The 24965-nt window shown below is 68.9% G+C and carries 21 protein-coding genes; 15 read left to right on the plus strand and 6 right to left on the minus strand.

The genetic code is table 11. The annotated features are described in order from the left end of the window. From glgX to AC3WMR_RS19685, 6 genes are all read left to right on the plus strand, one after another. Entirely contained in the window at positions 1 to 2112 is a 2112-nt protein-coding gene (gene glgX / locus AC3WMR_RS19660; protein WP_492264700.1) for a glycogen debranching protein GlgX, read from the plus strand. Continuing rightward, positions 2109 to 3896: a malto-oligosyltrehalose trehalohydrolase gene (gene treZ, locus AC3WMR_RS19665; protein ID WP_492264699.1), complete on the plus strand. Its 1788-nt coding sequence runs from the start codon at positions 2109 to 2111 to the stop codon at positions 3894 to 3896. Before glgX ends, treZ begins: the two co-directional genes overlap by 4 nt. Next, positions 3893 to 6058, plus strand: coding sequence for a 4-alpha-glucanotransferase (malQ, locus tag AC3WMR_RS19670; RefSeq protein ID WP_492264698.1), 2166 nt, complete (start codon positions 3893 to 3895; stop codon positions 6056 to 6058). The genes treZ and malQ overlap by 4 nt, the downstream gene beginning before the upstream one ends. Beyond that, positions 6055 to 8784 carry a malto-oligosyltrehalose synthase gene (gene treY / locus AC3WMR_RS19675; protein WP_492264697.1) on the plus strand — a complete coding sequence of 910 codons (2730 nt, stop codon included), beginning with the start codon at positions 6055 to 6057 and terminating at the stop codon, positions 8782 to 8784. Before malQ ends, treY begins: the two co-directional genes overlap by 4 nt. Before the next feature lie 130 nt (positions 8785 to 8914). Next, complete coding sequence (locus AC3WMR_RS19680; protein ID WP_492264696.1) at positions 8915 to 9505, plus strand: DUF4304 domain-containing protein; 591 nt, start codon at positions 8915 to 8917, stop codon at positions 9503 to 9505. A 59-nt stretch (positions 9506 to 9564) separates the two neighbouring features. Beyond that, positions 9565 to 10350, plus strand: a complete 786-nt coding sequence (locus AC3WMR_RS19685) for an AraC family transcriptional regulator (protein WP_492264695.1) — start codon at positions 9565 to 9567, stop codon at positions 10348 to 10350. Between the two features lie 38 nt (positions 10351 to 10388). Here AC3WMR_RS19685 and AC3WMR_RS19690 read toward each other — a convergent pair whose 3' ends face one another. Further along, positions 10389 to 10766 (minus strand): hypothetical protein, encoded by a 378-nt coding sequence (locus AC3WMR_RS19690; protein WP_492264694.1) that lies wholly within the window; start codon positions 10764 to 10766, stop codon positions 10389 to 10391. 253 nt (positions 10767 to 11019) lie between these two features. Between AC3WMR_RS19690 and AC3WMR_RS19695 the strand changes: the two genes are divergently transcribed. Beyond that, on the plus strand, positions 11020 to 11706 hold the full coding sequence (locus AC3WMR_RS19695) for a hypothetical protein (protein WP_492264693.1): 687 nt from the start codon (positions 11020 to 11022) through the stop codon (positions 11704 to 11706). A 264-nt stretch (positions 11707 to 11970) separates the two neighbouring features. Here the strand turns inward: AC3WMR_RS19695 and AC3WMR_RS19700 are convergent, their stop codons facing one another. Together AC3WMR_RS19700 and AC3WMR_RS19705 are read right to left on the minus strand one after the other, a co-directional pair. Then, the gene (locus AC3WMR_RS19700; protein WP_492264761.1) at positions 11971 to 12288 is read right to left on the minus strand and encodes a helix-turn-helix domain-containing protein; all 318 of its coding nucleotides are present in this window, start codon (positions 12286 to 12288) and stop codon (positions 11971 to 11973) included. Positions 12289 to 12405: 117 nt separating this feature from the next. Then, positions 12406 to 12669 carry a LysR substrate-binding domain-containing protein gene (locus tag AC3WMR_RS19705; protein ID WP_492264692.1) on the minus strand — a complete coding sequence of 88 codons (264 nt, stop codon included), beginning with the start codon at positions 12667 to 12669 and terminating at the stop codon, positions 12406 to 12408. On the opposite strand from AC3WMR_RS19705, the gene AC3WMR_RS19710 reads away from it, so the two are divergent. The 4 genes from AC3WMR_RS19710 (at position 12661) to AC3WMR_RS19725 (ending at position 16685) form a co-directional block, all read left to right on the plus strand. After that, positions 12661 to 12813, plus strand: a complete 153-nt coding sequence (locus AC3WMR_RS19710; protein ID WP_492264691.1) for a hypothetical protein — start codon at positions 12661 to 12663, stop codon at positions 12811 to 12813. The genes AC3WMR_RS19705 and AC3WMR_RS19710 overlap by 9 nt on opposite strands. Positions 12814 to 12985: 172 nt before the next feature. Continuing rightward, positions 12986 to 14284 carry an ArgE/DapE family deacylase gene (locus AC3WMR_RS19715; protein WP_492264690.1) on the plus strand — a complete coding sequence of 433 codons (1299 nt, stop codon included), beginning with the start codon at positions 12986 to 12988 and terminating at the stop codon, positions 14282 to 14284. Beyond that, the gene (locus AC3WMR_RS19720; protein WP_492264689.1) at positions 14281 to 15360 is read left to right on the plus strand and encodes a phosphotransferase; all 1080 of its coding nucleotides are present in this window, start codon (positions 14281 to 14283) and stop codon (positions 15358 to 15360) included. The genes AC3WMR_RS19715 and AC3WMR_RS19720 overlap by 4 nt, the downstream gene beginning before the upstream one ends. Further along, the gene (locus AC3WMR_RS19725) at positions 15357 to 16685 is read left to right on the plus strand and encodes an aspartate aminotransferase family protein (RefSeq protein ID WP_492264688.1); all 1329 of its coding nucleotides are present in this window, start codon (positions 15357 to 15359) and stop codon (positions 16683 to 16685) included. Before AC3WMR_RS19720 ends, AC3WMR_RS19725 begins: the two co-directional genes overlap by 4 nt. A 79-nt stretch (positions 16686 to 16764) precedes the next feature. On the opposite strand, the gene pdxR is transcribed toward AC3WMR_RS19725, so the two are convergent. Continuing rightward, on the minus strand, positions 16765 to 18267 hold the full coding sequence (gene pdxR / locus AC3WMR_RS19730; protein WP_492264687.1) for a MocR-like pyridoxine biosynthesis transcription factor PdxR: 1503 nt from the start codon (positions 18265 to 18267) through the stop codon (positions 16765 to 16767). A 128-nt stretch (positions 18268 to 18395) separates the two neighbouring features. Here pdxR and AC3WMR_RS19735 point away from each other — a divergent pair, with 128 nt between their 5' ends. The 4 genes from AC3WMR_RS19735 to AC3WMR_RS19750 all read left to right on the plus strand — a co-directional run bounded on the left by AC3WMR_RS19735 (position 18396) and on the right by AC3WMR_RS19750 (position 24030). Further along, positions 18396 to 19724: an MFS transporter gene (locus tag AC3WMR_RS19735; RefSeq protein WP_492264686.1), complete on the plus strand. Its 1329-nt coding sequence runs from the start codon at positions 18396 to 18398 to the stop codon at positions 19722 to 19724. A 157-nt stretch (positions 19725 to 19881) separates the two neighbouring features. Beyond that, positions 19882 to 20385 (plus strand): RNA polymerase sigma factor, encoded by a 504-nt coding sequence (locus AC3WMR_RS19740; RefSeq protein ID WP_175217802.1) that lies wholly within the window; start codon positions 19882 to 19884, stop codon positions 20383 to 20385. Positions 20386 to 20462: 77 nt separating this feature from the next. Then, positions 20463 to 21452, plus strand: a complete 990-nt coding sequence (locus AC3WMR_RS19745; protein ID WP_492264685.1) for a FecR family protein — start codon at positions 20463 to 20465, stop codon at positions 21450 to 21452. A 379-nt stretch (positions 21453 to 21831) separates the two neighbouring features. Further along, on the plus strand, positions 21832 to 24030 hold the full coding sequence (locus tag AC3WMR_RS19750; protein WP_492264760.1) for a TonB-dependent siderophore receptor: 2199 nt from the start codon (positions 21832 to 21834) through the stop codon (positions 24028 to 24030). A gap of 38 nt (positions 24031 to 24068) precedes the next feature. Here the strand turns inward: AC3WMR_RS19750 and AC3WMR_RS19755 are convergent, their stop codons facing one another. Both AC3WMR_RS19755 and AC3WMR_RS19760 read right to left on the minus strand, forming a co-directional pair. After that, positions 24069 to 24224, minus strand: coding sequence for a hypothetical protein (locus AC3WMR_RS19755; RefSeq protein WP_492264684.1), 156 nt, complete (start codon positions 24222 to 24224; stop codon positions 24069 to 24071). Positions 24225 to 24368: 144 nt separating this feature from the next. Beyond that, positions 24369 to 24905, minus strand: a complete 537-nt coding sequence (locus AC3WMR_RS19760; protein WP_492264683.1) for a hypothetical protein — start codon at positions 24903 to 24905, stop codon at positions 24369 to 24371. Positions 24906 to 24965: the final 60 nt, after the last annotated feature.

Raw genomic sequence — 24965 nt, forward strand, 5'->3', positions numbered from 1 at the left:
ATGGATGCCTCCCTGTTGACCCGCATGACCGCCGGCCGCCCTTACCCCCTGGGTGCCGTCAGCGACGGCCTGGGTGTGAATTTCGCCGTGTTCTCGGCCAATGCCACCCGCGTGCAGGTGTGCGTCTTCGATGCCCGTGGCCGCAAGGAATTGCGCCGTTTCGACCTGCCCGAATGCACTGACGAGATCTGGCATGGCTATCTGCCCGACGCCCAGCCCGGGCTGGTCTATGGCCTGCGCGCACACGGCCCCTACGACCCGCGCAACGGCCACCGCTTCAACCCGCACAAGCTGCTGCTGGACCCCTACGCGCGCCATCTGACCGGTCCGGTCAACTGGAGCGACGCCCTGTTCGGCTACCGCATGAACCACCCGCGCGCCGATCTCAGCCTGGACCGGCGCGACAGCGCGCCCGCCATGCCCAAGGCCATCGTCGCCGACGATGCGCCATTCAACTGGGGCAGCAGCAAGGCGCCCGACACGCCATGGACGGACACGGTCATCTATGAAATGCACGTGCGGGGGGTATCGATGCAGCGCGAAGACCTGCGCCAGCCGCTGCGCGGCACCTGCGCCGCGCTGGCCGATCCCCGCTTCATCGAACATTTGCAGCGGCTGGGCGTCACCAGCGTGGAACTGCTGCCCGTGCATGCGTTCCTGCAAGACCACTTCCTGATCGAACGGGGGCTGCGCAACTACTGGGGCTACAACACCCTGTCGTTCTTCGCCCCCGAGCCGGCCTACCTGCAGACCGGGCCGAACGACCTGCGCCAGGCCATCCGGCGCCTGCACGCAGCAGGCCTGGAAGTCATCCTGGACGTGGTCTACAACCACACCTGCGAAGGCAACGAGCTTGGCCCCACCCTGTCCTGGCGCGGCCTGGACAACGCCAGCTACTACCGGCTGGTGCCCGGCGAAGCACGCCACTACATCAACGACACCGGCTGCGGCAACACCGTCAACCTGTCGCATCCGCGGGTGCTGCAGATGGTGACCGACTCGCTGCGGTATTGGATGCAGTCCTATGGGGTAGACGGCTTTCGCTTCGACCTGGGCGTGACCCTGGGCCGCGAAGGCACGGGCTTTGACCCCGGCTCGGGCTTTTTCGACGCCTTGCTGCAAGACCCGCAACTGGCCCGCGCCAAGCTCATTTCCGAACCGTGGGATATCGGTCCGGACGGCTACCAATTGGGCAACCATCCGCCCGGGTTCGCCGAATGGAACGACCGCTACCGCGACACCGCCCGCCGCTATTGGCGCGGCGACGACGGCCAGCGCGGCGACATGGCCGCCCGCCTGGCGGGGTCGCGCGACGTATTCGACCGGCGCCACCGCCGCCCGTGGGCCAGCGTGAATTTCATTGCCTCGCACGACGGCTTCACCACGCAGGACATCGTCAGCTACGACGGCAGCCGCAACGAAGCCAACGGCGAAGACGGCAACGATGGCCATTCGGAGAACTACAGCCACAACTGGGGCGAGGAAGGCCCCACCACCGACGATGCCATCCTGCAACGCCGCGCCCGCGTGCAACGTGCGCTGCTGGCCACCCTGTGCCTGTCGGACGGCACGCCGATGCTGCTGGCGGGCGACGAATTCGGCAACAGCCAGGGCGGCAACAACAATGCCTATTGCCAGGACAACGCCGTATCGTGGCTGGACTGGACCCAGGCGCAAAGCGACGAGGGCCGCGCGTTGAGCCAGTTCGTGGCGCGCGCGCTGGCCTTGCGGCGCGGCCACCCGGGTCTGCGCGCCGCACGCTATGGCGACGCCGCCGCGGAAATCTGCCCCGGCGTCGCCGCCGTCAGCTGGTTCAACCCCGACGGCCAGCCCATCGAAGCGGCCTCGTGGGAAGATGCCGGCGCCAAGGCCATGGCGTTGCGCCGCGCCGCGCTGCGTGAAGACGGCAGCGCCGATGTCACGCTGCTGCTGCTCAACCCGGGTCAGGAAGCCGTGGCCTTCACCTTGCCTGCGCCCTCGCTGGCCTGGATCCGCGAGCTGGACTCATCGGCGCCCACGGCCGCCGCGCCGGTCACCGGCGACCAGGTGCCGGTCGAGGCCCAAAGCCTGGTGCTGCTGACTGCGGCCCGCATGCCCGGGGACGCGCCATGACGGCCTGGCCCGAGCCCTTTTCCTTTGGCGCCCTGCCGCTGCCCGACGGCCGCACCCGCTTTCGCCTGTGGGCGCCATCAGCCCCGCCAGGCCTGGCGTTGCTGGTCGAAGGGCGCGCGCCGATTGCGCTGCATCCCGACGCGCAGGGGTTCACCCAGGTCGATGTCGACTGCCCGCCCGGCACGCGCTACCGCTATCGGCTGGCCGACGGCCTGACGGTGCCGGACCCGGCCTCCCGCCTGCAAAGCGGTGACGTCCACGGCGACAGCGTCGTCGTTGGCGCCAACGCCTACGCCTGGCGCCACCCCGGCTGGACGGGACGCCCCTGGGAAGACACCGTGCTGTACGAAGTGCATCCCGGGCTGGCCGGCGGCTACGCGGGCCTGCGCCAGCGGCTGCCGGCCTTGGCGCGGCTGGGCGTGACGCTGCTGGAACTGATGCCCATCGCCGATTTCCCCGGCCCGCGCAACTGGGGCTACGACGGCGCGCTGCCGTATGCGCCGGACACCGCCTACGGCACGCCCGACGCGCTGAAGGACCTGATCGATACCGCCCATGGCCTGGGCATGGGCGTGATGCTGGACGTGGTCTACAACCATTTCGGCCCGGACGGCAACTTCCTGCCGCGTTACGCCGCGCCCTTCTTTCGCGACGACATCCGCACCCCATGGGGCGCGGCCATCGATTTCCGCCAGGCCGCCGTACGGCGTTTCTTCGAGGAAAACGCGCTGTACTGGCTAAGCGAATTCCGTTTCGACGGCTTGCGGCTGGACGCCGTGCACGCCATCGCCGGCCACGAATGGCTGCCCGAACTGGCCCGCCACGTGCGTGGGCAGCTACTGGGGCGACACGTGCATCTGGTCCTGGAAAACGACGACAACCGCGCCTCGTTGCTGCAGGCCGGCTACGACGCCCAATGGAACGACGACGCCCACCACGTGCTGCACCATCTGCTGACCGGCGAAGCCCACGGCTACTACGCCGACTACACCCTCCGCCCCGCCCAGGCCCTGGCCCGCTGCCTGGAACAGGGCTGGCTGTACCAGGGCCAGCCATCGCCGCACCGCGGCGGCGCTCCGCGCGGCGAACCCTGCGGCCACCTGCCGCCCACCGCCTTCGTGCTGTTCCTGCAAAACCACGACCAGACCGGCAACCGCGCCCAGGGCGACCGGCTGACGACGCTGGCGCCATCGCCCGACCGGCTGCGCACGGCCGTTGCCCTGCAACTGCTGGCTCCGCAGGTGCCGCTGATCTTCATGGGCGAAGAAATCGGCAGCCAGGCGCCATTCCTGTACTTCACCAGCCATGCGGACCCGGCACTGGCCGATGCCGTCCGCGAAGGCCGCCAACGGGAATTCGCGTCCTTCGCCGAATTCGGCGACGCCAACACCGTGCCGGATCCCAACGCCCCGGCCACCTACACCCGCAGCCAGCCGTGGGCGGATGAAGACCTGGACGACGCCCAAGCCTGGCTCACCTATTACGAGGCGCTGCTGCAATTGCGCCAGCGGCTGCTGGCGCCCCGCCTGCGCGGCGCCGGCAGCCTGGGCGCTCGCGGGCTCGGCGACCACGCCGTGCAGGCGCGCTGGGTCTTGAACGACGGCGCGGTCCTGACGCTCTACGCCAACCTGGGGCAGGCCCGCATACCGCTGCCCGCCGACCTGGCGCCCGCCGGCGGCTTTGCCGACCTGCTGTTCGAATCGCTGCCCGGCGCATTCGACGCGATCGTGTCCGGCAGCCTGTGCGGCGACAGCGCCGTCTATCTGTTGCAGGAGGCGCCATGACGGCCGGCGTCCCCACCGCCCTGGCCACGTTGGCCGCCGAAGCCGGCCTGGCCGAACACTGGACCGACGCCCGCGGACAGCCCCAGGCCGTCATGCCGGACACCCTGCGCGCCTTGCTGGCGGCCATGAACCTGCCCGCCGACAACGACAGCCAGATCCGCGCCAGCCGCCAAGACCTGGCCGACAGCCATGCGCGCCTGCCGGCCATGCTGGTCGCGGTGGCGGGCGGCACGCTCAGCCTGCCTGCCGGCTGCGCCGGCCGCTACGACATCCACGCACTGCAAGCCGAGCCGCCAGCCGGACCGATGACGCCGGCGGCGGGCACAGCCGGCCCGCCCCTGGGCGGACACACGACCGCGGGCGCGGGCGGCGCGCCCACGCTGGCCGTCCCCGCCCAACCTGGCTATTACCGGCTGGAACTGGCAGCCGGGGCCACCACGCTGGCGGTCGCGCCGCCCAGCGCGCCGACGCTGGCACACCTGCTGCGCGACCCCGCCCCGCGCGCCTGGGGCCTGGCCGCGCAGCTCTACAGCCTGCGCCGCAGCGGCCCGGATGCCGCCCGCTCCACCCACGGCTTTGGCGACTTCGGCGCGCTGCGCGAACTGGCCAAAGCCGCCGGGGCCGCGGGGGCCGACGCATTGGCCATCAGTCCGGTGCACGCGCTGTTTGCGGCAGACCCCGACCAGTACAGCCCCTACTCCCCTTCCAGCCGATTGTTCCTGAACACCCTGTATGCCGACCCCGCCGTACTGGGTGAAGCCCCCCTGCGCGCGGCGCTGGCGCGCCTGCCGCCGTCGGCCGGGCAGGCGCTGCAGGCCCTGGACGCGCAAACCCTGATCGATTGGCCGCAAGCCGCCCGCTGGCGCCAGCAGCTGCTGCGCGAACTGCATCGCGGTTTCGAGGCACACGCCACGCCAGCCCAGCGAGAGGCCTGCCAGGCGTTCTGCCGCGCAGGCGGACAGGACCTGCGCGACCATGCGCTGTTTGAAACCCTGCATGCGCGCCAGGCGGATTTTCCCGGCGCGCCCACGTCCTGGGCAGCGTGGCCGCAAGCACTGCGCGACCCCCGCTCTGCGCTTGCGCAAGCCGCCGCACAGACCCACGCGGACGAACTCGACTTCCATCGTTTCGCGCAATGGCTGGCGGCCACCAGCCTGTCGCAGGCACAGGCCGCGGCGCGGCAGGCCGGCATGCGCGTGGGCCTGATCGCGGACCTGGCCATCGGCGCGCATCCGGCCGGCAGCCATGCCTGGAGCCGCCAGGCCGACCTGCTGCGGCATGCCAGCGTGGGTGCGCCTCCCGATATCCATAATCCCCTGGGCCAGGCGTGGTCGCTGACCGCGCTGTCGCCGCGCGCCCTGCGCGATGCCGGCTATGCGGCCTTCCTGGCCATGCTGCGCGCCAGCCTGGCGCAGGCCGGCGGCCTGCGCATCGACCACATCCTGGGCCTGGCCCGGCTGTGGCTGATTCCCGATGGCGCGGGCGCCGCCGACGGCGCCTATCTGCGCTACCCGCTGCGCGCGCTGCTGCGGCTGACGGCGCTGGAAGCCTGGCGCCACCAGGCCCTGGTGATCGGTGAAAACCTGGGCACGGTACCCGACGGCTTCGATGACGCGCTGCGTGACCACGGCCTGCTGGGCATGAACGTGCTGTGGTTCATGCGCGGCCCGCCCAGCCCGCGCGCGCCCGCCGCTTTCCAGGCGCCCGCGGCATGGCCGGCCAGCGCCGCCGCCATGACCACGACGCATGATCTGCCCACGCTGCGGGGGTGGTGGCAGGGCCACGATCTGGCCTGGCGCGCACGGCTCGGGCTGATGGGTCCGCAAGAATCTCCCGCCGACCTGCAGGCCCAGCGCGATGCCGACCGCGAACACCTGTGGCAGGCGGTGTGCGACCACGCGCACCTGCCGGCCAGCGCCGCGCCCCCGCAAGCGCCGGACGCAGCGCTGCTTGCCTTCGTTGCCGCCACACCCTGTCCGCTGACGCTGGTGCCGCTGGAAGACGCCACCGGCATGCTCGACCAGCCCAACATGCCGGGCGCCGACGCGCGTCATCCCAACTGGCGCCAGCGCCAGCCGCTCGCCGCGTCCGATTGCCTGGACGACCCGGCCGTGCGCACACGCCTCGCGCCGCTTCGAGCCTTGCGAGGGCGCAAGCCATGACCCTTGCCCTGCCCCCCAGCCGCGCCGCCCGCCGCCCCCGCGCCACCGCCCGCCTGCAACTGCATGCGGGCTTCACGCTGGATGACGCTGCCCTCCACGCCGCGTACTACGCCGCGCTAGGCGTCAGCCACCTGTACCTGTCGCCCATCACGCAGGCACGCCCCGGGTCCACGCATGGCTACGACGTCATCGACCATGGCCGCGTCAACCGCGATCTGGGCGGCGAGGCCGCGTTGCACCGGCTTGCCGCCGCCGCCCGTGCCCAAGGGCTCGGCCTCATCGCCGACATCGTGCCCAACCACATGGCCGCCCACGTCTCAAATGGCTGGTGGTTCGACGTCTTGCGCCATGGCGAGCGCAGCGCGTATTCGCGCCACTTCGATATCGACTGGCGCGCGCCCGATCCCGCGCTGCGCGGCAAGGTACTGCTGCCGGTGCTGCCAGAGCCGTATGGCGCCTGCCTGGAATCCGGCGGCATGGTGCTGACGCATGACGTGCGCAGCGGCTACGCCATCACCGTGGCGGGCCAGCGGTATCCGGTGGCCCAGGCGCCGCAGGACGACGGCGTCTCGCCCGCCCAGGTCTGCGCCGCCCACGCGGCCGACACGCCGCAGGGCCGGCAGCGGTTGCACCACCTGCTCGAACGCCAGCATTACCGGCTGGCCTGGTGGACGACGGCGCCCGACCAGATCAACTGGCGCCGTTTCTTCGAGATCAGCGAGCTGATCGGCGTGCGGGTGGAAGACGACACCGTCTTCGACGCCGTGCACGCCCTGCCCCTGCGCCTGTATCGCGAAGGCGTGCTGGATGGATTGCGCATCGACCATATCGACGGCCTGGCCGCCCCGGGCGCCTACCTGCGCCGCTTGCGCGGGCGCCTGGCGCAGGCCACGCCCGAACGGCGGCAGGCCGGCCTTTGCACCGAGCCCTACCTGATCGTGGAAAAGATCCTGGCCGACGACGAAACGCTGGACCCGCGCTGGGCGGCCGATGGCACCACCGGCTACGACTTCATGGACCAGGTGGGCGCCCTGCTGCATGCCCCCGCCGCCCGCGACAGCCTGGACCAATTCTGGCAGCGCCTGACCGGGCAGCGCGACAACGCGCCCGAACAACTGCTGACCGCGCGCCGCCTCATGCTGGACCGCCACTTCGTCGCCGAACGGCAGACCCTGGTGCGGGCCTTGACCCGCGTGGCACGGCTGGACCTGCGCACGCGCGACTGCGCTGCCCCCGCCATCGACCGCGTGCTGACCGCCGTATTGACGGTCTTTCCCGTCTATCGCAGCTACGCGGAAGACGGCGGCCGCGGCAGCGCGGACCAGGCCCGCCTGCAGGCCGCCCTGGCCGACGCCCGCCGCCTGCTGGGTGCGCGCCCCGGCAGCGCCGACGACCGCCTGCTGGCCTTGCTGGATCAGTGGCTGGACGGTACGCCCGGCGAGCCGCAAGAAGACAGCGCCGCCCGCGCACTGCAAAGCGCCCGTGACCGCGCGCTGCGCCACTTCCAGCAACTGACCCCGCCGCTCGCGGCCAAGGCCCTGGAAGACACCCTGTTCTACCGCCACGCCCCGCTGCTCTCGCGCAACGAAGTCGGCGCAAGTCCCGCCCGTTTCTCGCTGGAGCCGCAGGCGTTTCACGCCGCGTGCGCCGCCCGGGCCCGCGACCATCCCGATGCCATGCTGGCCACTGCCACCCATGACCACAAGCGCGGCGAAGACAGCCGCTGCCGGCTAGCGGCCCTGACCGAAGATCCGCAAGGCTGGATCCGCACGGCAGATGATTGGATAGAGCAATTGCCCACCCAGAACGGCATGCCGTCGCGTTCCGACCGCTACCAGCTGCTGCAGAGCCTGGTCGGCGCCTGGCCGCTGGACCTGGCGCCCGGCGACATCGACACGCGGCCCGACGCTGTCGCGACCTTCCTGGAGCGGCTGGCGCAATGGCAGCAGAAAGCCCTGCGCGAGGCCAAGCAGCAAAGCAGCTGGACCAGCCCCCACACTGCCTACGAGCAGGCGGCGCGCCACGCCATCGACCACTTCCTGGCCGACGCCGAAGGCCGCGCCCTGCTGCGCGAGATCGCCGCCTATGCGCTGCGCCTGGCCCCGGCAGGCCTGGTCAACAGCCTGTCGCAGACACTACTGCGCAATACCTTGCCCGGCGTGCCCGACCTGTACCAGGGCGCGGACCTGTGGGACTTCAGTCTGGTGGACCCGGACAACCGCCGGCCCGTCGACTATGCATTGCGCGCCGCGCTGCTCGCCAATGGGCCGGACGGCAACGCCGACTATGGGCCCGGCGAGCGTCAGCTGGACGGCAGCGCCGCGGCGTGGCGCAGCGGCGCTGTCAAGCAAGCCCTGATCCGGCGTGCACTGGGGCTGCGCGCCCGCTTTCCCGAGCTGCTGCGCCACGCCGACTGCCGCCCCGTCGCAGCGCAGGGCCCCCAGGCAGACCGCGTCGTGGCCTATCTGCGCCGCCATGACGGCCAGGACCTGCTGGTGGTGGTGCCCCGGCTGTGCGCCACGGCGGTCGCCGGCTACGCCCACGGCGACGCCAGCACTGCCAGCACCTTTTGGACGGACACGCGGCTGCTGTTGCCCCGCGAGGCCGGCCGGGTGTTCCTGGATGTCTTGTCCGGGCGCCGGCACCAGGTGGGCGCGGCCGGCGAACTGGCGGTGCTGCCGCTGCTGCGCGACTGCCCCGTGGCGCTGTGCGCCACCGGGGTCTGACACGCCGCGCTCCCTCGGCCCGCCCGGCAGCCAACTCCCGTTTCAAATGTCACGAAATGCCGCACGCCCGGCGCGGCGACACGGTTCAATGGCCCGGCGCTTCCCTGAATCCTCTTTTGACCAGACGCCCATGACCCGGACCGCGTTTCTGAAACTGCTCACCAAACACCTGTATCCCGTCCTGAAGGCCGAAGGCTTCGAAGGCACGGGCCAGACCCTGCGGCGCGTGCGCGCCCCGATGGTCCACGTCTTCAACGTGCAGGCCGCCAGCGGCGGCAAGGCCTGCTACCTGAACCTGGGCGCGCACTACGATTTCCTGCCGAGCGAAGGCGGCACGTTCGTGCCGCCGGCCGAGATCGAGGAATCGCATTGCGTCTTTCGCGACCGCATCGACCCGCCGCCGGGTGAAGCCTATGGCTGGGCCTACGGCGCGGACCAGGCACAGGCCGAAGAAAACGTCGAATTCATCGTCAGCGAATGGACCCGCGTCGGCCATGCGTTCTTCGCGCAGTACGACAGCTATCCGGCCAGCTGCGAACGGCTGGTGCAGGCAACCGATCCCGATTCCATCCACCCCGCCAAGACGCTGGTCTACGCCCGCATCGCCCAGCATCTGGGCGACACCGCGCGAGCGCACGCCTTCATCCATTCCGGCCTGGCCCGCGCGCCCGCCGCCGCGACCTCGCTCAAGGCCAAACTGGAAGCCGCGCTGGCGGGCTGATCGACACCGCTTGCTGGCTTGGCTAGACTATCAGCCCCGACAAATCGTTTTGATCCGCCATGGCCGACCTCACCATCGACCGCACCCTGGTCGACCGGTCCGATGGCCCCACCCTGTTCGTGGTGGCCGGCCGCTGCGAAGACACCGACTTCGCCACCGATCCCCACCAGCACTCCCGCGGCCAGCTGTTCGGTTCGCTGCAAGGCCTGCTGTCCGTCGGCCTGGACAGCGGCGTCTGGGTCGTGCCGGCCATCCACGCCGTCTGGCTGCCGCCACACCAGGCCCACTGGGCCCGTTCGCACGGCCCGTTCCACGGCTGGAGCGCCTTCATCACCGAAGCCCTCTGCGCCGACCTGCCGGCCCAGCCCTGCACCCTGCGCGTCTCGGGCTTGCTTCGTGAAGCCGTGCTGCGCGCCAGCGCCTGGCCCCTGGTCCCCCTGACCAGCGCACAAGCGCACCTGGCCGCCGTCATCCTCGATGAAATCCGCAACCTGCCCGTTGAAAGTTTCGGCCTGCCCATGCCGCAGGAGCCGCGGCTGCAACGCATCGCCCGCGCGCTGATCGACGACCCGTCCGACGCGCGCGACCTGGAGCAATGGGCCGATTGGGGCGCCGTCAGTTCGCGCACGCTCAGCCGGCGCTTCGTCACGGAAACCGGCTTCAACTTCTCGACCTGGCGGCAACGCGCCCGCCTGCTGCGCGCGCTGGAACGGCTGGCCGACGGCGCCCAGGTCACCACCATCGCGCTGGAACTGGGCTATTCCACCCCCACGGCCTTCATCAACCTGTTCCGCCGCGCGTTCGGGGAGACGCCAGCGGTGTATCGGGAACGGTTGGTGAGATAGGCGCCCCCGGCTAGGCGCCCCCAGCTAGGCGCCCCCGGCTAGGCGCCCCCCATCCACTCCCTGCCGAGTCGGGTCGCGGCTTCCTCGTCATCCACGAACCCCACCTTGAAGCCGAACGCCTTGCTGGCCCCCGCCGCCGCCAGGCGCATCGGCGCCGGCGTCGGTTTGCCGCGCTCCAGCACGATCATGCCGCGGCACAGGCTGCGCATCTGATCCTTCACCCGCTTGAAGAACAGCGCCTTTTCGCGGCGTTCTTCCACGGTTTCATCGTGGTGGTCGTCGGGAGAATGATCCATCACCAGCACGAACGGCCGGCCCTGGTCGAGCAAGCGCTGCAACTGCTGCTCGACGGGAATATCCGATTCCCCCTGGGACCGGAGAAACATCAGGGGAGCGCGCGATTCATCAATCAACATGGCTGCAAATTCCAGGTAAGAGAACGAGTGGCGCCGGCCGCGCCACGCTGCATTGCGCCGGCCGGTCCGCCGTCTTCGCAGCATCTCACCGCCAGGCCTCGGCCGCGCTCACGCGCCCGCCAAGTGATAGCGGTCAGCCGCCAATCGGCGCTGTCCTCCCCCGCGCAGGCATAATGGCATCGCTACGCCTTGCCGCGCACTTGATCGACAGGGCGACTGCGGCCCGTCCCCCAACGCCCAGCTCTCGCCCGCCATGCGCCTGATTCAGCGTTTTCCCCGTGCCGTCGCCGCTGCATTGCTCGGCTGGGTATCGCTACTGCCCATCGCCCCGGCGGCAGCACAATCGCTGACGCCCGAACAGATCGGGCAGCTCTACCTCGATTACGTCATCCACGACGACATGAACAGCGCGCGCCAACTGGATGCCTACACGAAGCGCTTCTATCCAGACAAGCTGCCTATCCGGGTGGAGGTCTTGCGCAACGTGGAGAACATGCGGGAAGGCGCGTACCGACGCACGGCGGAAATTCGGGTGAAAGCGCTGCTGAATGCCACCGAGCCACAGGCGCTGAAGGAACGGTTGATCGAGGCCCTGCGTCTACAGCGGGCACTCGTTTCGCAATCAAGCTGCAAGGTCCTGTCCAGAACGATCAAGCCCAATGCGGCGCGGCCCGGACAAAAAACGGCGACCGTCCGCTACGAATGCGTCATTGCCGACATCCGCTATTCGCTTGACGATGCGCTGGCCTCGCTGCCGCCCCATGACGAGGCCGGCCTGCGCGACGTGGTGAACGCCTTTCTCGACGCCGCGCGCCATCCGCAAGGCGTCAGGACGGTGACCGGTAGCCAGGAGCTTTACGGTGGCCGAGAGAACGGCCCCTGGGACAACGGCGGTGGCCAGGAATGGATCGCGCCGATCCTTGCGGGCTTTCGTCCGTGACGACTTGCCGGCCACCAGGACTGCGACCCGCCGTCGTTCGACGCATCATCGTGCACCGGGTTCAACGGCGACGAATATTGTCATTGATCCGAGCCTGGACTTCCCGGAGCGTTTCGCGCGTTATCTGCCCTGGAAGCAGTTCTTCGGCAATTGCCGAAAACTGACTTGCCACGGATCAGCGGACGACCGGTAATCGCCGTGGAAGACACCAACGTACCCCACAGCCAGTGCTCTCCCCAACCGTCGTAGTAGACATCGACCCGTTCAGGCATTGTCGAGCTTTTTCCTGATGCGCTTGCGGCCAGCGCTGTGTTCATATCGAAGGATGTCGTCGAGACTATCCAACTTGGGTTTGAAAAGCGCCTCCAGTTCGTTGGCGCGTCCGAGCAGCATAGCGATACGGACCACATTCTCAAAGGCCACGTTCTTACCTGCTTCCAGATTGGAGACCGTATTCGCCGAAATGCCGGCGCGCGCGGCGACATCAGCCTGCGTCAGTTGCTGCGCCAGTCGTTCTTTGCGCAATCGTTCACAGAGCGCTCTGGCGATCTCATTGGAACTAGCAAAAATCAATTCCAAAATATTGGCCCTTAAAGTCACGATTCAAACTTAAGACACAATGTTATAGATTTAAATTGCTTGCCAAGGGCAGAATTCCTGTCGAACAAGGCCCCTTGCGTCCCAACGTCGTTGCGCCCCCTACCCCGCCCCCAACCGCTCCCGAATCAACCCCAGCAACGATTGCCCCGCCGGTGACAGGCTCACATCGTGACGCCTGACCAGGTAGATATCTCGGACGATATCCGGGCTTCCCACCGGCACCGATTGCAAGCCATATCCCGCCGCGTCGAACAGGCCGGGCATCACCGCCACGAAATCCCCCGTCTGTACCAGGCCGATCATGGTGGCCAGCTGATCGACCTCGATCCTCCAGGGCAAGGCAATGCCGCTGGCGTGCAGCACGCTGTCGATCTGCAGGCGCGGTTCCAGGACCTGGGCGTGAAGGTCAGCGCCCCTGCCAGCCCGGCCGAATTTACCCGCTTTGTTGAGGCGAGCGACACGCAGTGGCGTGAGGCCATCGCGAACGCGGGCATTGTCCGCCAGTAGGCCGGCGCGGGCGGCTCGGCCGGGCCGCCCCTCATCGCCCGGCGGCCCAATGACCGTTGTGGCATCGCCAGCCCGCCCCAAGTGGCTATACGAAATAACCCGGATTGGCTATTTTTGACCGATCCAATTCTCTTTACGATGGCTCGCATCCCAGTCAACCTCGAGCACATCCATGCCAGAACTGACCCCGGCGCTCCGGCAGCGCATCATCCAAGCCGTGGACGCGGGCTTTGCGGCCCAGACCGAACTGACCGCGCAATTGGTGCGCCTGCCGTCGCAGCGCGGTGAAGAAGCCACCGCGCAGGACTTCATGGCGGCGCGCTATGCCGAACGCGGCTACGGCGTGGACCGCTGGAAGATCGACGTCGACGCCATTGCCCACCTGCCGGGTTTTTCGCCGGTGGCGGTGTCCTACGACAATGCCTACAACGTGGTCGGCGCGCACCGCGCCCGTAGCCTGAAAGGCCGTTCGCTGATCCTGAATGGCCACATCGACGTGGTGCCGGTCGGCCCGTTGTCGCAATGGAGCCGCGACCCGTACGACCCCGCCATCGTCGACGGCTGGATGCACGGACGCGGCGCGGGCGACATGAAGTCGGGCCTGGTTGCCTGCCTGTCGGCCATGGATGCGCTGGCCAGCCTGGGGCTTGCCCCCGCGGGCGACGTGTTCCTGCAATCGGTGGTGGAAGAAGAATGCACCGGCAACGGCGCGCTGGCCTGCCTGGCGCGCGGCTACCGGGCTGACGCGGCCTTCATTCCCGAACCGCTCTTGCCGATGCTGATGCGTGCGCAGGTCGGGCCGATGTGGTTCCAGGTGCAGGTCGAAGGCGACCCCCAGCATGCGTCGGCCGCGTTCACCGGCGCGGGTGCCAATGCCATCCAGAAGGCCATCTTCCTGATCCAGGCGCTGGACGAACTGGAAGCGCGCTGGAACGACCGCAAATGCGACCACCGCCATTTCTGCGACCACCCGCACCCCATCCGCTTCAATCTGGGCAAGATCGCGGGCGGCGACTGGCCGTCCAGCGTGCCGGCCTGGTGCACCTTCGACATGCGGGTGGCGGTGTATCCCGGCCAGAGCCTGGAAGAGGCGCGCGCCGAGATCGAGGCCTTCGTGGCGCAGGCCGCCGCGCGCGACCCGTTCCTGGCCAAGCATCCGCCCAAGGTCATCTACCACGGCTTCATGGCTGAAGGCTACGAACTGAAGGATTCCGACGAGGTCGAAGCCGCGCTGCGCAGCGCCCACGAGCAGGTGTTTGGCGAGCCGCTGCGCGAGTACGCCACGTCCGCCGCCACCGACGCGCGCTTCTACGGCCTGTACGCCGACACGCCGGCCATCGTCTACGGCCCGGAATGCCGCATGCCGCACGGCTACGACGAAGCGGTCAACCTGGAATCGGTGCGCAAGGTCACCCAGACCATCGCGCTGTTCATCGCCGAATGGTGCGGACTGGAAGAGCGCCAGGCATGAATCGCAGCACCCGCCCCAGCGCCGGCCAGGCGCTGTTCGCCGCCGAGCCCCCGAAACTGACCCTGGCCGACGCCGAGGCCCTGGCCTTGTCGTGCTACGGGCTGACCGCCCGCGCCAGCATCCTTTCCAGCGAACGCGACCAGAACTTCCTGATCCAGTGCGCGGATGGCGCGGCCTTTGTGCTCAAGGCCACGCACCCCGCCGAAGATCCCGCCGTCACCGACTTTCATACCCAGGCGCAGCTGTGCCTGATGCGGGCCGGCGGCGAACCGCCGGTGCCGCGCCTGATTCCCGGCGTGGCCGGCGACTACGTACACTGGCACGAGGGCGAAGACGGCGCCCGCCGCGCCATCCGGCTGATCACCTATATCGATGGCGTGCCGCTGTACAAGGTGGCCCGCAGCCCCGCGCAGCACCAGGCGCTGGGCCGTGCGCTGGCGCAGTTCGATCTGGCGCTGGCGAATTTCAGCCACCCCATGGCCGACCACGAACTGCTATGGGACCTGCAACACGCCGACCGCCTGGCCGACCTCTTGCCCCGCATTGCCGAACCCGAACGGCGGGCCCTGGCCGAACGCCACCTGAACCGCTTCATCCGCCACACCCAGCCGGCGCTTGAAGGCTTGCGCCGCCAGGTGATCCACAACGACCTGAACCCGTACAACGTGATGGTCGAACCGGCTCACCCCGAACGCATCGCCGCGTTGCTGGATTTTGGCGACATGGTGCGCGCGCCGCTGGTGCAGGACCTGGCCGTGGCCGGCGCCTATCTGCTGCAAGACGCGCCCGATCCGCTATCGCCCGCGCTGCGGCACTGCGTGGCCAGCTACCACCAGGCGCTGCCCCTGACCGACACCGAAATCGCCCTGCTGCCCGACCTGATCGCCGCGCGCCACCTCATCACGGTAGCGATCACCGGCTGGCGCGCCGAGCAGCATCCCGAAAACCGCCAATACATCCTGCGCAACAACGGCCAGGCTTGGACCGGCCTGGCCCGGCTGGACACGATGCCGCGGCAACAGGCCAGCGACATCCTGCTGGCCGCCAGCCTGACCCCGATGGAGAGTTTCACATGAGCCGAGACAAAGCCATGCTCAATGCCTTCGACCCCGCGGCCGCCGATGCGCTGCCCGAGGCCGAACGCGCCCTGATCGCCCGCCGCCAGCGCGTGCTGGGCCCGTCCTACCGCCTGTTCTACGACCAGCCCCTGCACATCGTGCGCGGCGAAGGTGTGTGGCTGATCGGCGCCGACGGCCAGCGCTACCTGGATGCCTACAACAACGTGGCTTCGGTCGGACACAGCCATCCGCGCGTGGTGCGGGCCATTGCCGAGCAGGCCGCCATCCTGAACACCCACACCCGCTACCTGCACGACGGCGTGCTGGATTACGCCGAACAGCTGCTGGCGACCTTTCCCGAGCCACTGTCGCAGGTGATCTTCACCTGCACCGGCAGCGAGGCCAACGACCTGGCGCTGCGCGTGGCGCGCAGCCACACCGGCGGCACCGGCGTCATCGTCACGCAGCTGGCGTACCACGGCGTGACCTCGGCGGTGGCGGCAGTGTCGCCGTCGCTGGGGCAGGCCGTGCCGCTGGGGCTGGACACCCGCACCGTGGCCGCCCCCGACACCTACCGGCAGGACCCGGCCACATTGGGCGCCTGGTTCGCAGCCCAGGTGCAGGCCGCCATCGACGACATGCGCCGCCATGGCATCCGCCCGGCCGCGCTGCTGGTGGACACCATTTTTTCCAGCGACGGCGTCTACAGCGACCCGGCAGGCTTTCTGGCGCCGGCGGTGCAGGCCATCCGCGATGCGGGCGGCCTGTTCATTGCCGACGAGGTGCAGGCGGGCTTTGCGCGCACGGGTTCGAAGATGTGGGGGTTTGAACGCCATGGGCTGGTGCCGGACCTGGTCACCATGGGCAAGCCCATGGGCAACGGCCACCCCATCGCGGCGATGGTGTCGCGCCCGGACATCATGGAACGCTTTGGCCGCGAGGCCCGTTACTTCAACACCTTCGGCGGCAATCCGGTGGCCTGCGCCGCCGCACAGGCCACGCTGGCGGTGATCCAGGAAGAAGGCCTGCAGGCCAACGCCGCGCGCACCGGGCACTATCTGCGCGAGGGCTTCCGGGCGCTGGCCGAACGCCACCCGCTGATCGGCGACGTGCGCGGCGATGGCCTCTTCATCGGCGTGGAACTGGTGCGCGACCGCGCCATCAAGACGCCGGCCAAGGAAGAAACCCACCGCTTCGTCAACCTGATGCGTGAACGCCGCGTGCTGCTCAGCGCCACCGGCCTGCATGGCAACGTGCTCAAGCTGCGGCCGCAACTGCCCTTCGGGCCAGAGCATGCCGACCTGTTGCTGGCGGCAGCGGACCAGGTGCTGGGCGAACTGTAGGCGCGGCAACGGCGCGTGTCGCGGCGGAAGAAATCCGCCACGATACGCGCCACCGTGCGACGGCACGGGCACAAGACGATCAACGCTTTCCGCGGCGCGCGGGCTTTATATCCGTGGCCCGCGCCAGCGCCCGCGCAAAGCGCATCACGCCATCATCGATGCGCTCGCACGGCACGCCGCCATACCCCAGCACCACGGCCGGCTGGCCATGGCGAGCGGCATCGGGCAGGTAGGCCGGCTGCCCCAGCACGATGCCTTCTTCGCGGGCGGCATCCGCCAGCCGCGCCACCTGCACCTTGGGCTGCAATCGGGCATACACGTGCAGCCCGGCGCGCGCCTGCGACAGTTGCACCGCATCGCCCACGCGCGTGGCCAGCGCCTCGCGCAGCACCGCCTGTCGGCCGGCGTATTCAGTACGCAGGCGCTTGATGTTGTGCGAGAAATGGCCGTCGCCCATGAAGTCGGCCAGCGCCGCCTGCAAGTGCAGCTGGCCCGGCCGGTAGATGCTGGCGGCCGCCTGAGAAAACGACGCCGCCACTTGCGGCGGCACCACCATGTAGCTCATGCGCAGGCCGGCAAACATGGTCTTGCTGAACGTGCCCATGTAGATCACGCGACCATCGGCGTCCAGCCCTTGCAGCGACGGAATCGGGGCGCCGTCGTAGCGGAATTCGCTGTCGTAGTCGTCTTCGATGACCCATAGCCCGCGCGCCCGCGCCGCCTGCAGCAATTCAAGCCGGCGCGCCAGCGGCATCACCACGCCGGTGGGGTACTGGTGCGACGGGCTGGTGATCAGCAGGCGTGCGCGGCGCGGCAACTTGCTGGTGGCCAGGTCCAGGCCCTGCTCGTCCACCACCGCCGCATGCGCCCGCACGCCGGCCGCGCCCAGCACCGGCGGAAAGGCCCAGTGGCAAGGGCTTTCGACGAGCGCGCTGTCGCCCCATTCGGTCAAGAGGCGCGCGCACAGGTCCACCGACTGATGCGTGCCCGCGGTGACGATGACCTGCTCCGGTTCGCACACCACCGACCGCGCCAGGCGCAGGTAATTGGCAATGGCCAGCCGCAGCGGCATGAAGCCCGCACCGTCCTTGGCATACCCGGACAGCGCCAGGTTGGACTTGCCCAGATGCCGCGACACCAGCCGGCGCCAGATATGAAACGGAAACAGGCTGGCATCGGCCACGCCCGGCACGAAGGCGCCGGTGTGCTGCGCCAGGCCGCCCGCGCCGCCCGCAATGACTTCGCCGCGCGCCGACAGGCCGGGGCGATGGCGTTGCACGTGTTCGGGGGTTTCGGGCGGCAACAGCGGCCGGTCCACGGTTTTTTCGACGAAGGTGCCGCTGCCGCCGCGCGCACTGAGGTAGTTTTCGGCGATCAGCCTTTCGTAAGCCAGCGTCACCGTGATGCGCGATATGCCCAGGTCGGTGGCCAGCGCGCGCGACGACGGCAGCCGCTGCCCCGCCACCAGCGTGTGGTCCAGCACACCGCGCCGCACGATGTCGTAGATCTGCTTTTGCAGCGGCTCGTCGGACTCACGCGAGAGCGACCCGGCAAGCAGATCGGCGAGCAGGACTTCCTTCATGAAGTGGACCTATGTCTGAACGGATTGTGGCTATACAAGATATAGCCAGTAGTTGCTATCGTCAACGCCGTTATCAGACACCGCGGCGCCGGTTCGGCAGCCGCGAAAAAACAAGGGGAATTCCTTCCATGAACGACTCCACAGGCCGCAAGCAGCCCGTCCGCGCCGCGGCCGCGGCTTTCTTCGGCACCATGATCGAGTGGTACGACTTTTACTGCTATGCCACGGCGGCCGCCCTGGTGTTCGGCGATGTGTTCTTCGCGACCAATGACCCCTTCATGGGCACGCTGGCTTCGCTGGGCACCTTTGCCATCGGCTTCTTTGCGCGGCCCGTCGGCGCGGTGCTGTTCGGCCACGTCGGCGATCGCTTCGGCCGCAAGCAGAGCCTGGTCATCACGCTGCTGCTGATGGGCGTGGCCACCACGCTGATCGGCCTGCTGCCCTCATATCATTCCATTGGCCTGGCCGCCGTGGTGCTGCTGGTGGCGCTGCGCCTGGTGCAGGGCATCGCGGTGGGCGGCGAATGGGGCGGCGCGGTGCTGATCGCCGCCGAACACGCGCCCCCCAAGTGGCGCACCTTCCTGGCGTCGGCGCCGCAATACGGCAGCCCCATCGGCCTGATCCTGGCCACCGGCGTGTTCCGCCTGGTGTCCGACCTGCCCAAGGAAGACTTCCTGTCCTGGGGCTGGCGCCTGCCGTTCATCATCAGCGGCGTGCTGGTGCTGGTGGCCTTCATCATCCGCCGCGGCGTCAACGAAAGCCCGGAACTCGAAGCCCGCCTGAAGGCGCAGAAAAAGGAAGCCACCGCGCCCATCCGCCTGGTACTGCGCGAACGCAAGCGCGCGCTGCTGCTGGGCATCGGCCTGTGCCTGCTCGGCATCTCGGGGTTCTACTTCGTGACCACCCTGATGATCACCTACACCACCACCTACCTGAAGATCACGCGCAGCCAGATCCTGGACGTGGTGACCTGGGCCGGCGTGGTCGAGCTGATCAGCTTTCCGATCGCCTCTTACATCGCCACCCGCATCGGCGAGCGCCGCTTCCTGATCTGGGTCACCGCGCTGTGCACGCTCTGGTCCGTGCCGATGATGATGCTGATCCTGACCGGCGACATCCAGAACATCGCTATCGGCATTCTCACGGCGATCTTCCTGATCGGTGCCTACTACGCCGTGCTGGCCCCCTACCTGCCGCTGGCCTTCCCGGTGGAGATGCGCTACACGGGCATCTCGCTCAGCTTCCAGCTGTGCGGCGCGATCTTTGGCGGCACCACGCCGCTGGTGGGCCTGTGGGTCGCGCACACCTTCGGCCTGACCTGGCAGCCGATGGCGCTGATGTTCGCCCTCATCGCGGGCGCCAACTTCCTGTGCGCGCTGTACCTGCCGACGCCCGAACGCGAAGCCGCCCGCCAACGCGGCCGCGGACTGACGGCCGAACACAGCCGGGCGCACTGACGGGGATGGATGCGGGCGCCGCGCGAGCGCCGCGCGAGCGCCCGCCGTTTCCGCCCCGCCGCCAAGGGCAGCCGTCACTGCCGCCTGCCCTTGGCTTTACAAGAATAATTTTTATTTGCAATAATCCGCGGTTTCGTCCCTTACCCGTTGCCCCCGCATGCGCCGGACCCGCCCCGCCGAACACGGTTGGCTCGCCTACTATCGCGAGTTGCTGGGCACATGGAAGCGCAAGGGACACGCGGCGGGCGACGTCGAAGACACCACCCACGACGCCATTGCCAACCTGCTGGAAGGCGATGTGTCCGCGATCCGCAATCCGCGGGCCTACCTGCATCGCAGCGTCTACCACGGGCTGGTCAACCAGCATCACAAGCAGCAGCGCGCCGCCGCCATCCCGCTGCAAGACCTGGACGAAGACGAACTCCCCGCCCAGGACGGCCCCGAAGCCGGCGCACGCACGGCCCAGTTGTCCAACGCGCTGCGCCAGGCGCTGGATGAGCTGCCCGAACCCTGCGCCGCGGTATTCGCCTGGCACCGGCTGGAAGGCTGGACCGTGCCCGAGATTGCCGCGCACCTGGGGCTGTCGGTCAGCAGCGTCGAAAAGCACCTCACCCGCACCATGCGGCACCTTCACACCCGCCTGCACGCCTATTCGCGATGAGATTACGGACTTTCGCCGCCAGATTGTCTAATCCCATGGGGCACGGCGCGATGCGCTGATGCCGGCACGGGAGCACCATGGACCACTCTGACGTTTCGAACCTGCCTGGGGACACCCTGGACGCCGCGGCCTATTGGTTCGCCCGCGACCAGGGCGGCCTGATGACGGCCGGCGAACGGCGGCAGTTCGAGGCCTGGCGCCGCGCCGATGCCGCGCACGAGCGCGCCTACCAGGAAATGCTGGACGTCTGGCGCCTGACCCAGGCCGTACCCGACCAGGACCTGCGCGCCTACGCCACGCGCAGGCCCTCCCCGCCGCGCGCGGTCTCGCCGCAACGGCGCCGCCTGACCTGGGGCCTGGCCGCTGCCGGCGCCGCCGCCGCGGCCGGTGTGGCCTGGCCGCTCTGGTGGCCGGTCGAAACCCTGTTCGAGCAGCGCTACGCCACCGGCCGCGGCGAACGCCGCCAGATCGCGCTGCAGGACGATTCGGTGCTGACGCTGAACACCGCCACCCAGGCCGAGGTGCGCTACACCCGCAACGAACGCCACGTGGCCTTGCAGGAAGGCGAAATCATGTTCGAGGTCTCGCACGACACGGCGCGCCCGTTCATCGTCGGCACCGCCGCGGGCCGGGTGCGCGTCACCGGCACGCGCTTCAACGTGCGCTACGACCGCGAACGGCTGACGGTCGCCGTCGAATCCGGCTCGGTCGAAGTCTCGACCGGTTCATGGTGGGACCGCCAGCTGGCGCAACTGACCGCCGGCGAAGGCGTCACCGTGGCCCATCGCGGCGATGCGCTGCGTGTCGAATCCGTCGACGTCGCCTCGCTGACCGCCTGGCGCCAGGGCAAGGCGGTGTTCGACAACGTGCCGCTGGCGCAGGTGGTCGACGAGATCAACCGCTACCGCAGCCAGCCGATACGCGTGGCCGCCGCGCTGCGCGGCATCCGCATTGCCGGCGTGTTCGACGTGGACAACACCGCCGGCTTCCTGGCCGCCCTGCCCGCGCTGATCCCCGTGCGCATCGTGCCGCGCGCCGATGGCGGCAGCGACATCGCGGCCCGTTGATACAACTAGTATCAATTTTTAGTTGAGAATCATTACGGGGTTTGCCCGCCGATTCGCTCATAGCCAGTAAGCGGGGTTTGCCCCGCATGACCCGTCGGCCGGATCGCCCCGATCCGCCGCCCCCAATGAGCCCATCGTGACCGTGACCCCCGCCAGGCCTTACGCCCTACGCCGCACTGCCCCCCTGACCGCCGCCCTCGCCCCCCTTGCCCTGGCCGTTGCCGCCGCGCTGGCCGTGGCGCCGCCCGCCGCCCACGCGCAGGCGCGGACCCAGGCCGCCGGCGCGGTCAAGGTCAACATCCCCGCCCAGCCGCTGGCGCAGGCGCTGTTGCAGCTGGGCCGCCAGACCAACCTGCAGATCTACTACCTGCCCGAGGCCGTGCAGAACCGCCGCGCGCCCGCGATCAACGGCACCTTGACGCCGCAACAGGCGCTGGACCGGCTGTTGGCCGGCACCGGGCTGGCCGCCAGGATCAACGGCAATACCGCCGTGGTGCAGCAGCCGGGCTCGGACACCGCCACGCTGCCCGCCGTGTCCGTCTACGGCGATGCGCGCGGCGAAGCCGTCGAAGGCCTGGTCGCGCGCCGCAGCCGCACGGGCACCAAGACCGACACGGCGCTCAATGAGATTCCGCAAACCATCAACGTGGTCACGGCGCAGCAGGTCGAGATGACAGGCGCCACCGACATCAACCAGGCCCTGCATTACGTGCCCGGCTTTTCCAGCTACGGCTCGGACAACCGTTCGGACTGGTATTCGGCGCTGCGCGGCTTCACGCCCACCGCCTATGTCGACGGCCTGCAAGTGCCCAACACGCTCAACCTGGCCAGCTGGCGGGTCGACCCCTACCTGATCGACAGCATCACCGTGCTGCGCGGGCCGACCTCGGTGCTGTACGGCCAGGGCGACCCTGGCGCCATCGTCGACGTGCAGAGCAAACTGGCCAACGGCGAACGCACCCGCGAAATCGAGGCCCAGGTCGGCAACTATGCGCGCAAGCAGCTCAGCTTCGACATCGGCGACACCCTCGACGAGAACGGCACGCTGTCGTACCGCGTGCTGGGCGTGGGCCGCGACGGCAATGCGCAGTCGGGCCCCAACAAAGACCAGCGCGTGGTCTTCGCCCCGTCGCTGCGCTGGCAGCCCAGCGCCGCCACCACGTTGACGCTGTCGGCCACTTTCCTGGAAGACTGGGGCGACACGTCCAGCAATTTCCTACCCGCCCAGGGCACGGTCATCAGCAACCCCAACGGCAAGATCTCGCGCGATCTCTACACCGGCGAACCGGACTTCGACTACTACCACAAGAAGCAGTGGTCGGTCGGCTACGCGCTCGAGCACAAGCTCGATTCCGTCTGGACGCTGCGCCAGAACACACGACTGATGCACCTGCAACTGAATGACCGCTCGGTCTATGGCGGCGGCCTGGACGAAAGCGATCCGACCATGCAGTCGATGACGCGCTACGCCGGCATCTTCCAGTTCAACTACAGCCGCTTCGACGTCGACAACCAGGCCGAGGCCAAATTCCGCACCGGCGCGCTGGAGCACACGCTCTTGACCGGCCTGGAATACAGCCGCCAGTCCACCACCGACAGCGAATGGCTGGCGCTGGCGCCGTCGCTCAACCTGTACCACCCCGTCTACACGCCGATCAACCGGTCGATCTTCTACGGCGACAACGCCTATCCGCGCACCGACACCTACACCACCATGAATTCGGTGGGCCTGTACGCGCAGGACCAGATCAAATGGGACCGCTGGGTACTGACGCTGGGCGGCCGCAAGGACTGGGCCAAGACCGAACAGACCGACCGCGAAGCCGATACCCGCGCCTCGCAACTGGACCAGGCCTTCACGGGCCGCGTGGGCCTGACCTACCTGGGCGACTACGGCCTGTCGCCGTACGTCAGCTACGCCACGTCGTTCAACCCGGTATCCAACACCCGCCTGGCCGATGGCTCGTGGGCCAAGCCCACCAAGGGCGAGCAGGTCGAAGCCGGCTTGCGCTGGCAGCCCGACGGCAAGAACCTGACCTTGAACGCGGCGGTCTACCAGATCAAGCAGACCGACGTCGTCACCACCAACCCGGCCGACCCCACCAGCAGCACCTATGTGCAGACGGGCGCGGTGCGGTCGCAGGGCGTGGAATTGAGCGCGGTGGGCAAGATCACGCCTGAACTGTCCATCGTCGGCGCGTACGTGTTCCAGAACGTCAAGATCACCCAGGCCAACGACGGCACCGAAGGCAAGTGGCCGGTGGACATTCCCCGTCCCCGCCAGATGGCCTCGCTGTGGGGCGACTGGACCTGGCGCACCGGGCCGCTGGAAGGCTTCGGGCTGGGCGCGGGCGTGCGCTACCAAAGCTCGGCCGCGGGCGCGTCGGACAACTCGTTGAAGATCCCCAGCTACACCGTGTACGACGCCGGACTGCACTACGAGATGCCCAACTGGCGTTTCGCCCTGAATGCGGCGAATCTGTTCGACAAGCAATACGTCAGCGGCTGCCAGTCGTACGGCGTGTGCATGTACGGCAATGGCCGCACGGTGGTGGCATCGGTGAAGTACTACTGGTGACCAGACGCCGCCGCCACGGCGGGCCGTGGCGGCGCTGTCTAGACCAGCAACAGCGCGCTGCCGCCGGCCGCCACGGCGCCCAGCCCCGCCAGCGCATAGGTGTCGCGCCGTTCGCAGCCGGCGCGGTGCGTGCCATAGGCCGCATGCAGGCATACGGCGCCAAGAACGGCCAGGGCAATTCCAAATCCAAACATAGGGGGTCTTCCTCGATCCGGTAAGCGGGCCGGCCGACGGCAGGCCCGTTGCTATGGACCTTGCCGAATGCTTACGGTTCCCTGAAATAACTAATCGGTAATCTGGGGGCAGTCCACCGGCTGGGATGCCCCTGCCCCCTGCCGTTACAGCTGCCTTTCCCCAAACACGAACAGCGCCTCCGGCGCCTGCGCCAGCACCCGCTCGGCGATCCGCGCCCGCAAGGCCGCATGCTCACGCTGCGCCGCTGGCACCGGGTTGCCCAGCAAGGCAAAGAATTCCGGCGGCAGCACGCCTTCGCGCAGCACCGCCTGCACGGCCCGGTCGCCGCGCCGCAGCCAGAAGCTGTAAGACTTGTCGGCGGCGGCGCTGTAGCGGGCCTCGGGCAACGACAAGTCCACCTGGTAACAGCCGCGCGTGACGGCGCGCGTCACGAATTCGAACGCGTCACGCACGCCGGGGCCGGGGTGGCCGCTGACCACGCTCAGTTCGCTTCTGGCCACCGGGTCACCGCCCGCTTCCAGCCGGGCCAGCGCCCCGCGCAGGCCCTGGAACACCAGCGCCAGCATGGCCAGCGCACCATGGCCGTGGTAGGCCATCACGGCGTCGAACGGAATCGGGATGGGGCCTTCTTCGCCCTGTACGCGCAGCACGCTGCCGGCGGGAATGGTCGGGATGGTCATGAGTCTGTCTCCAGAAAAGCAGGAAAAATGCCGGCCGCGCGCGGCGGCCGGCGGTAAGCG

The sequence above is a fragment of the Achromobacter sp. FW305-C-28 genome (assembly GCF_058783235.1).

Coding starts and splice junctions, on each gene's coding strand:
- glgX (WP_492264700.1), top strand. CDS start 1: ATGGATGCCTCCCTGTTGACCCGCATGACCGCCGGCCGCCCTTACCCC.
- treZ (WP_492264699.1), top strand. CDS start 2,109: ATGACGGCCTGGCCCGAGCCCTTTTCCTTTGGCGCCCTGCCGCTGCCC.
- malQ (WP_492264698.1), top strand. CDS start 3,893: ATGACGGCCGGCGTCCCCACCGCCCTGGCCACGTTGGCCGCCGAAGCC.
- treY (WP_492264697.1), top strand. CDS start 6,055: ATGACCCTTGCCCTGCCCCCCAGCCGCGCCGCCCGCCGCCCCCGCGCC.
- AC3WMR_RS19680 (WP_492264696.1), top strand. CDS start 8,915: ATGACCCGGACCGCGTTTCTGAAACTGCTCACCAAACACCTGTATCCC.
- AC3WMR_RS19685 (WP_492264695.1), top strand. CDS start 9,565: ATGGCCGACCTCACCATCGACCGCACCCTGGTCGACCGGTCCGATGGC.
- AC3WMR_RS19690 (WP_492264694.1), bottom strand. CDS start 10,766: ATGTTGATTGATGAATCGCGCGCTCCCCTGATGTTTCTCCGGTCCCAG.
- AC3WMR_RS19695 (WP_492264693.1), top strand. CDS start 11,020: ATGCGCCTGATTCAGCGTTTTCCCCGTGCCGTCGCCGCTGCATTGCTC.
- AC3WMR_RS19715 (WP_492264690.1), top strand. CDS start 12,986: ATGCCAGAACTGACCCCGGCGCTCCGGCAGCGCATCATCCAAGCCGTG.
- AC3WMR_RS19720 (WP_492264689.1), top strand. CDS start 14,281: ATGAATCGCAGCACCCGCCCCAGCGCCGGCCAGGCGCTGTTCGCCGCC.
- AC3WMR_RS19725 (WP_492264688.1), top strand. CDS start 15,357: ATGAGCCGAGACAAAGCCATGCTCAATGCCTTCGACCCCGCGGCCGCC.
- pdxR (WP_492264687.1), bottom strand. CDS start 18,267: ATGAAGGAAGTCCTGCTCGCCGATCTGCTTGCCGGGTCGCTCTCGCGT.
- AC3WMR_RS19735 (WP_492264686.1), top strand. CDS start 18,396: ATGAACGACTCCACAGGCCGCAAGCAGCCCGTCCGCGCCGCGGCCGCG.
- AC3WMR_RS19740 (WP_175217802.1), top strand. CDS start 19,882: ATGCGCCGGACCCGCCCCGCCGAACACGGTTGGCTCGCCTACTATCGC.
- AC3WMR_RS19745 (WP_492264685.1), top strand. CDS start 20,463: ATGGACCACTCTGACGTTTCGAACCTGCCTGGGGACACCCTGGACGCC.
- AC3WMR_RS19755 (WP_492264684.1), bottom strand. CDS start 24,224: ATGTTTGGATTTGGAATTGCCCTGGCCGTTCTTGGCGCCGTATGCCTG.
- AC3WMR_RS19760 (WP_492264683.1), bottom strand. CDS start 24,905: ATGACCATCCCGACCATTCCCGCCGGCAGCGTGCTGCGCGTACAGGGC.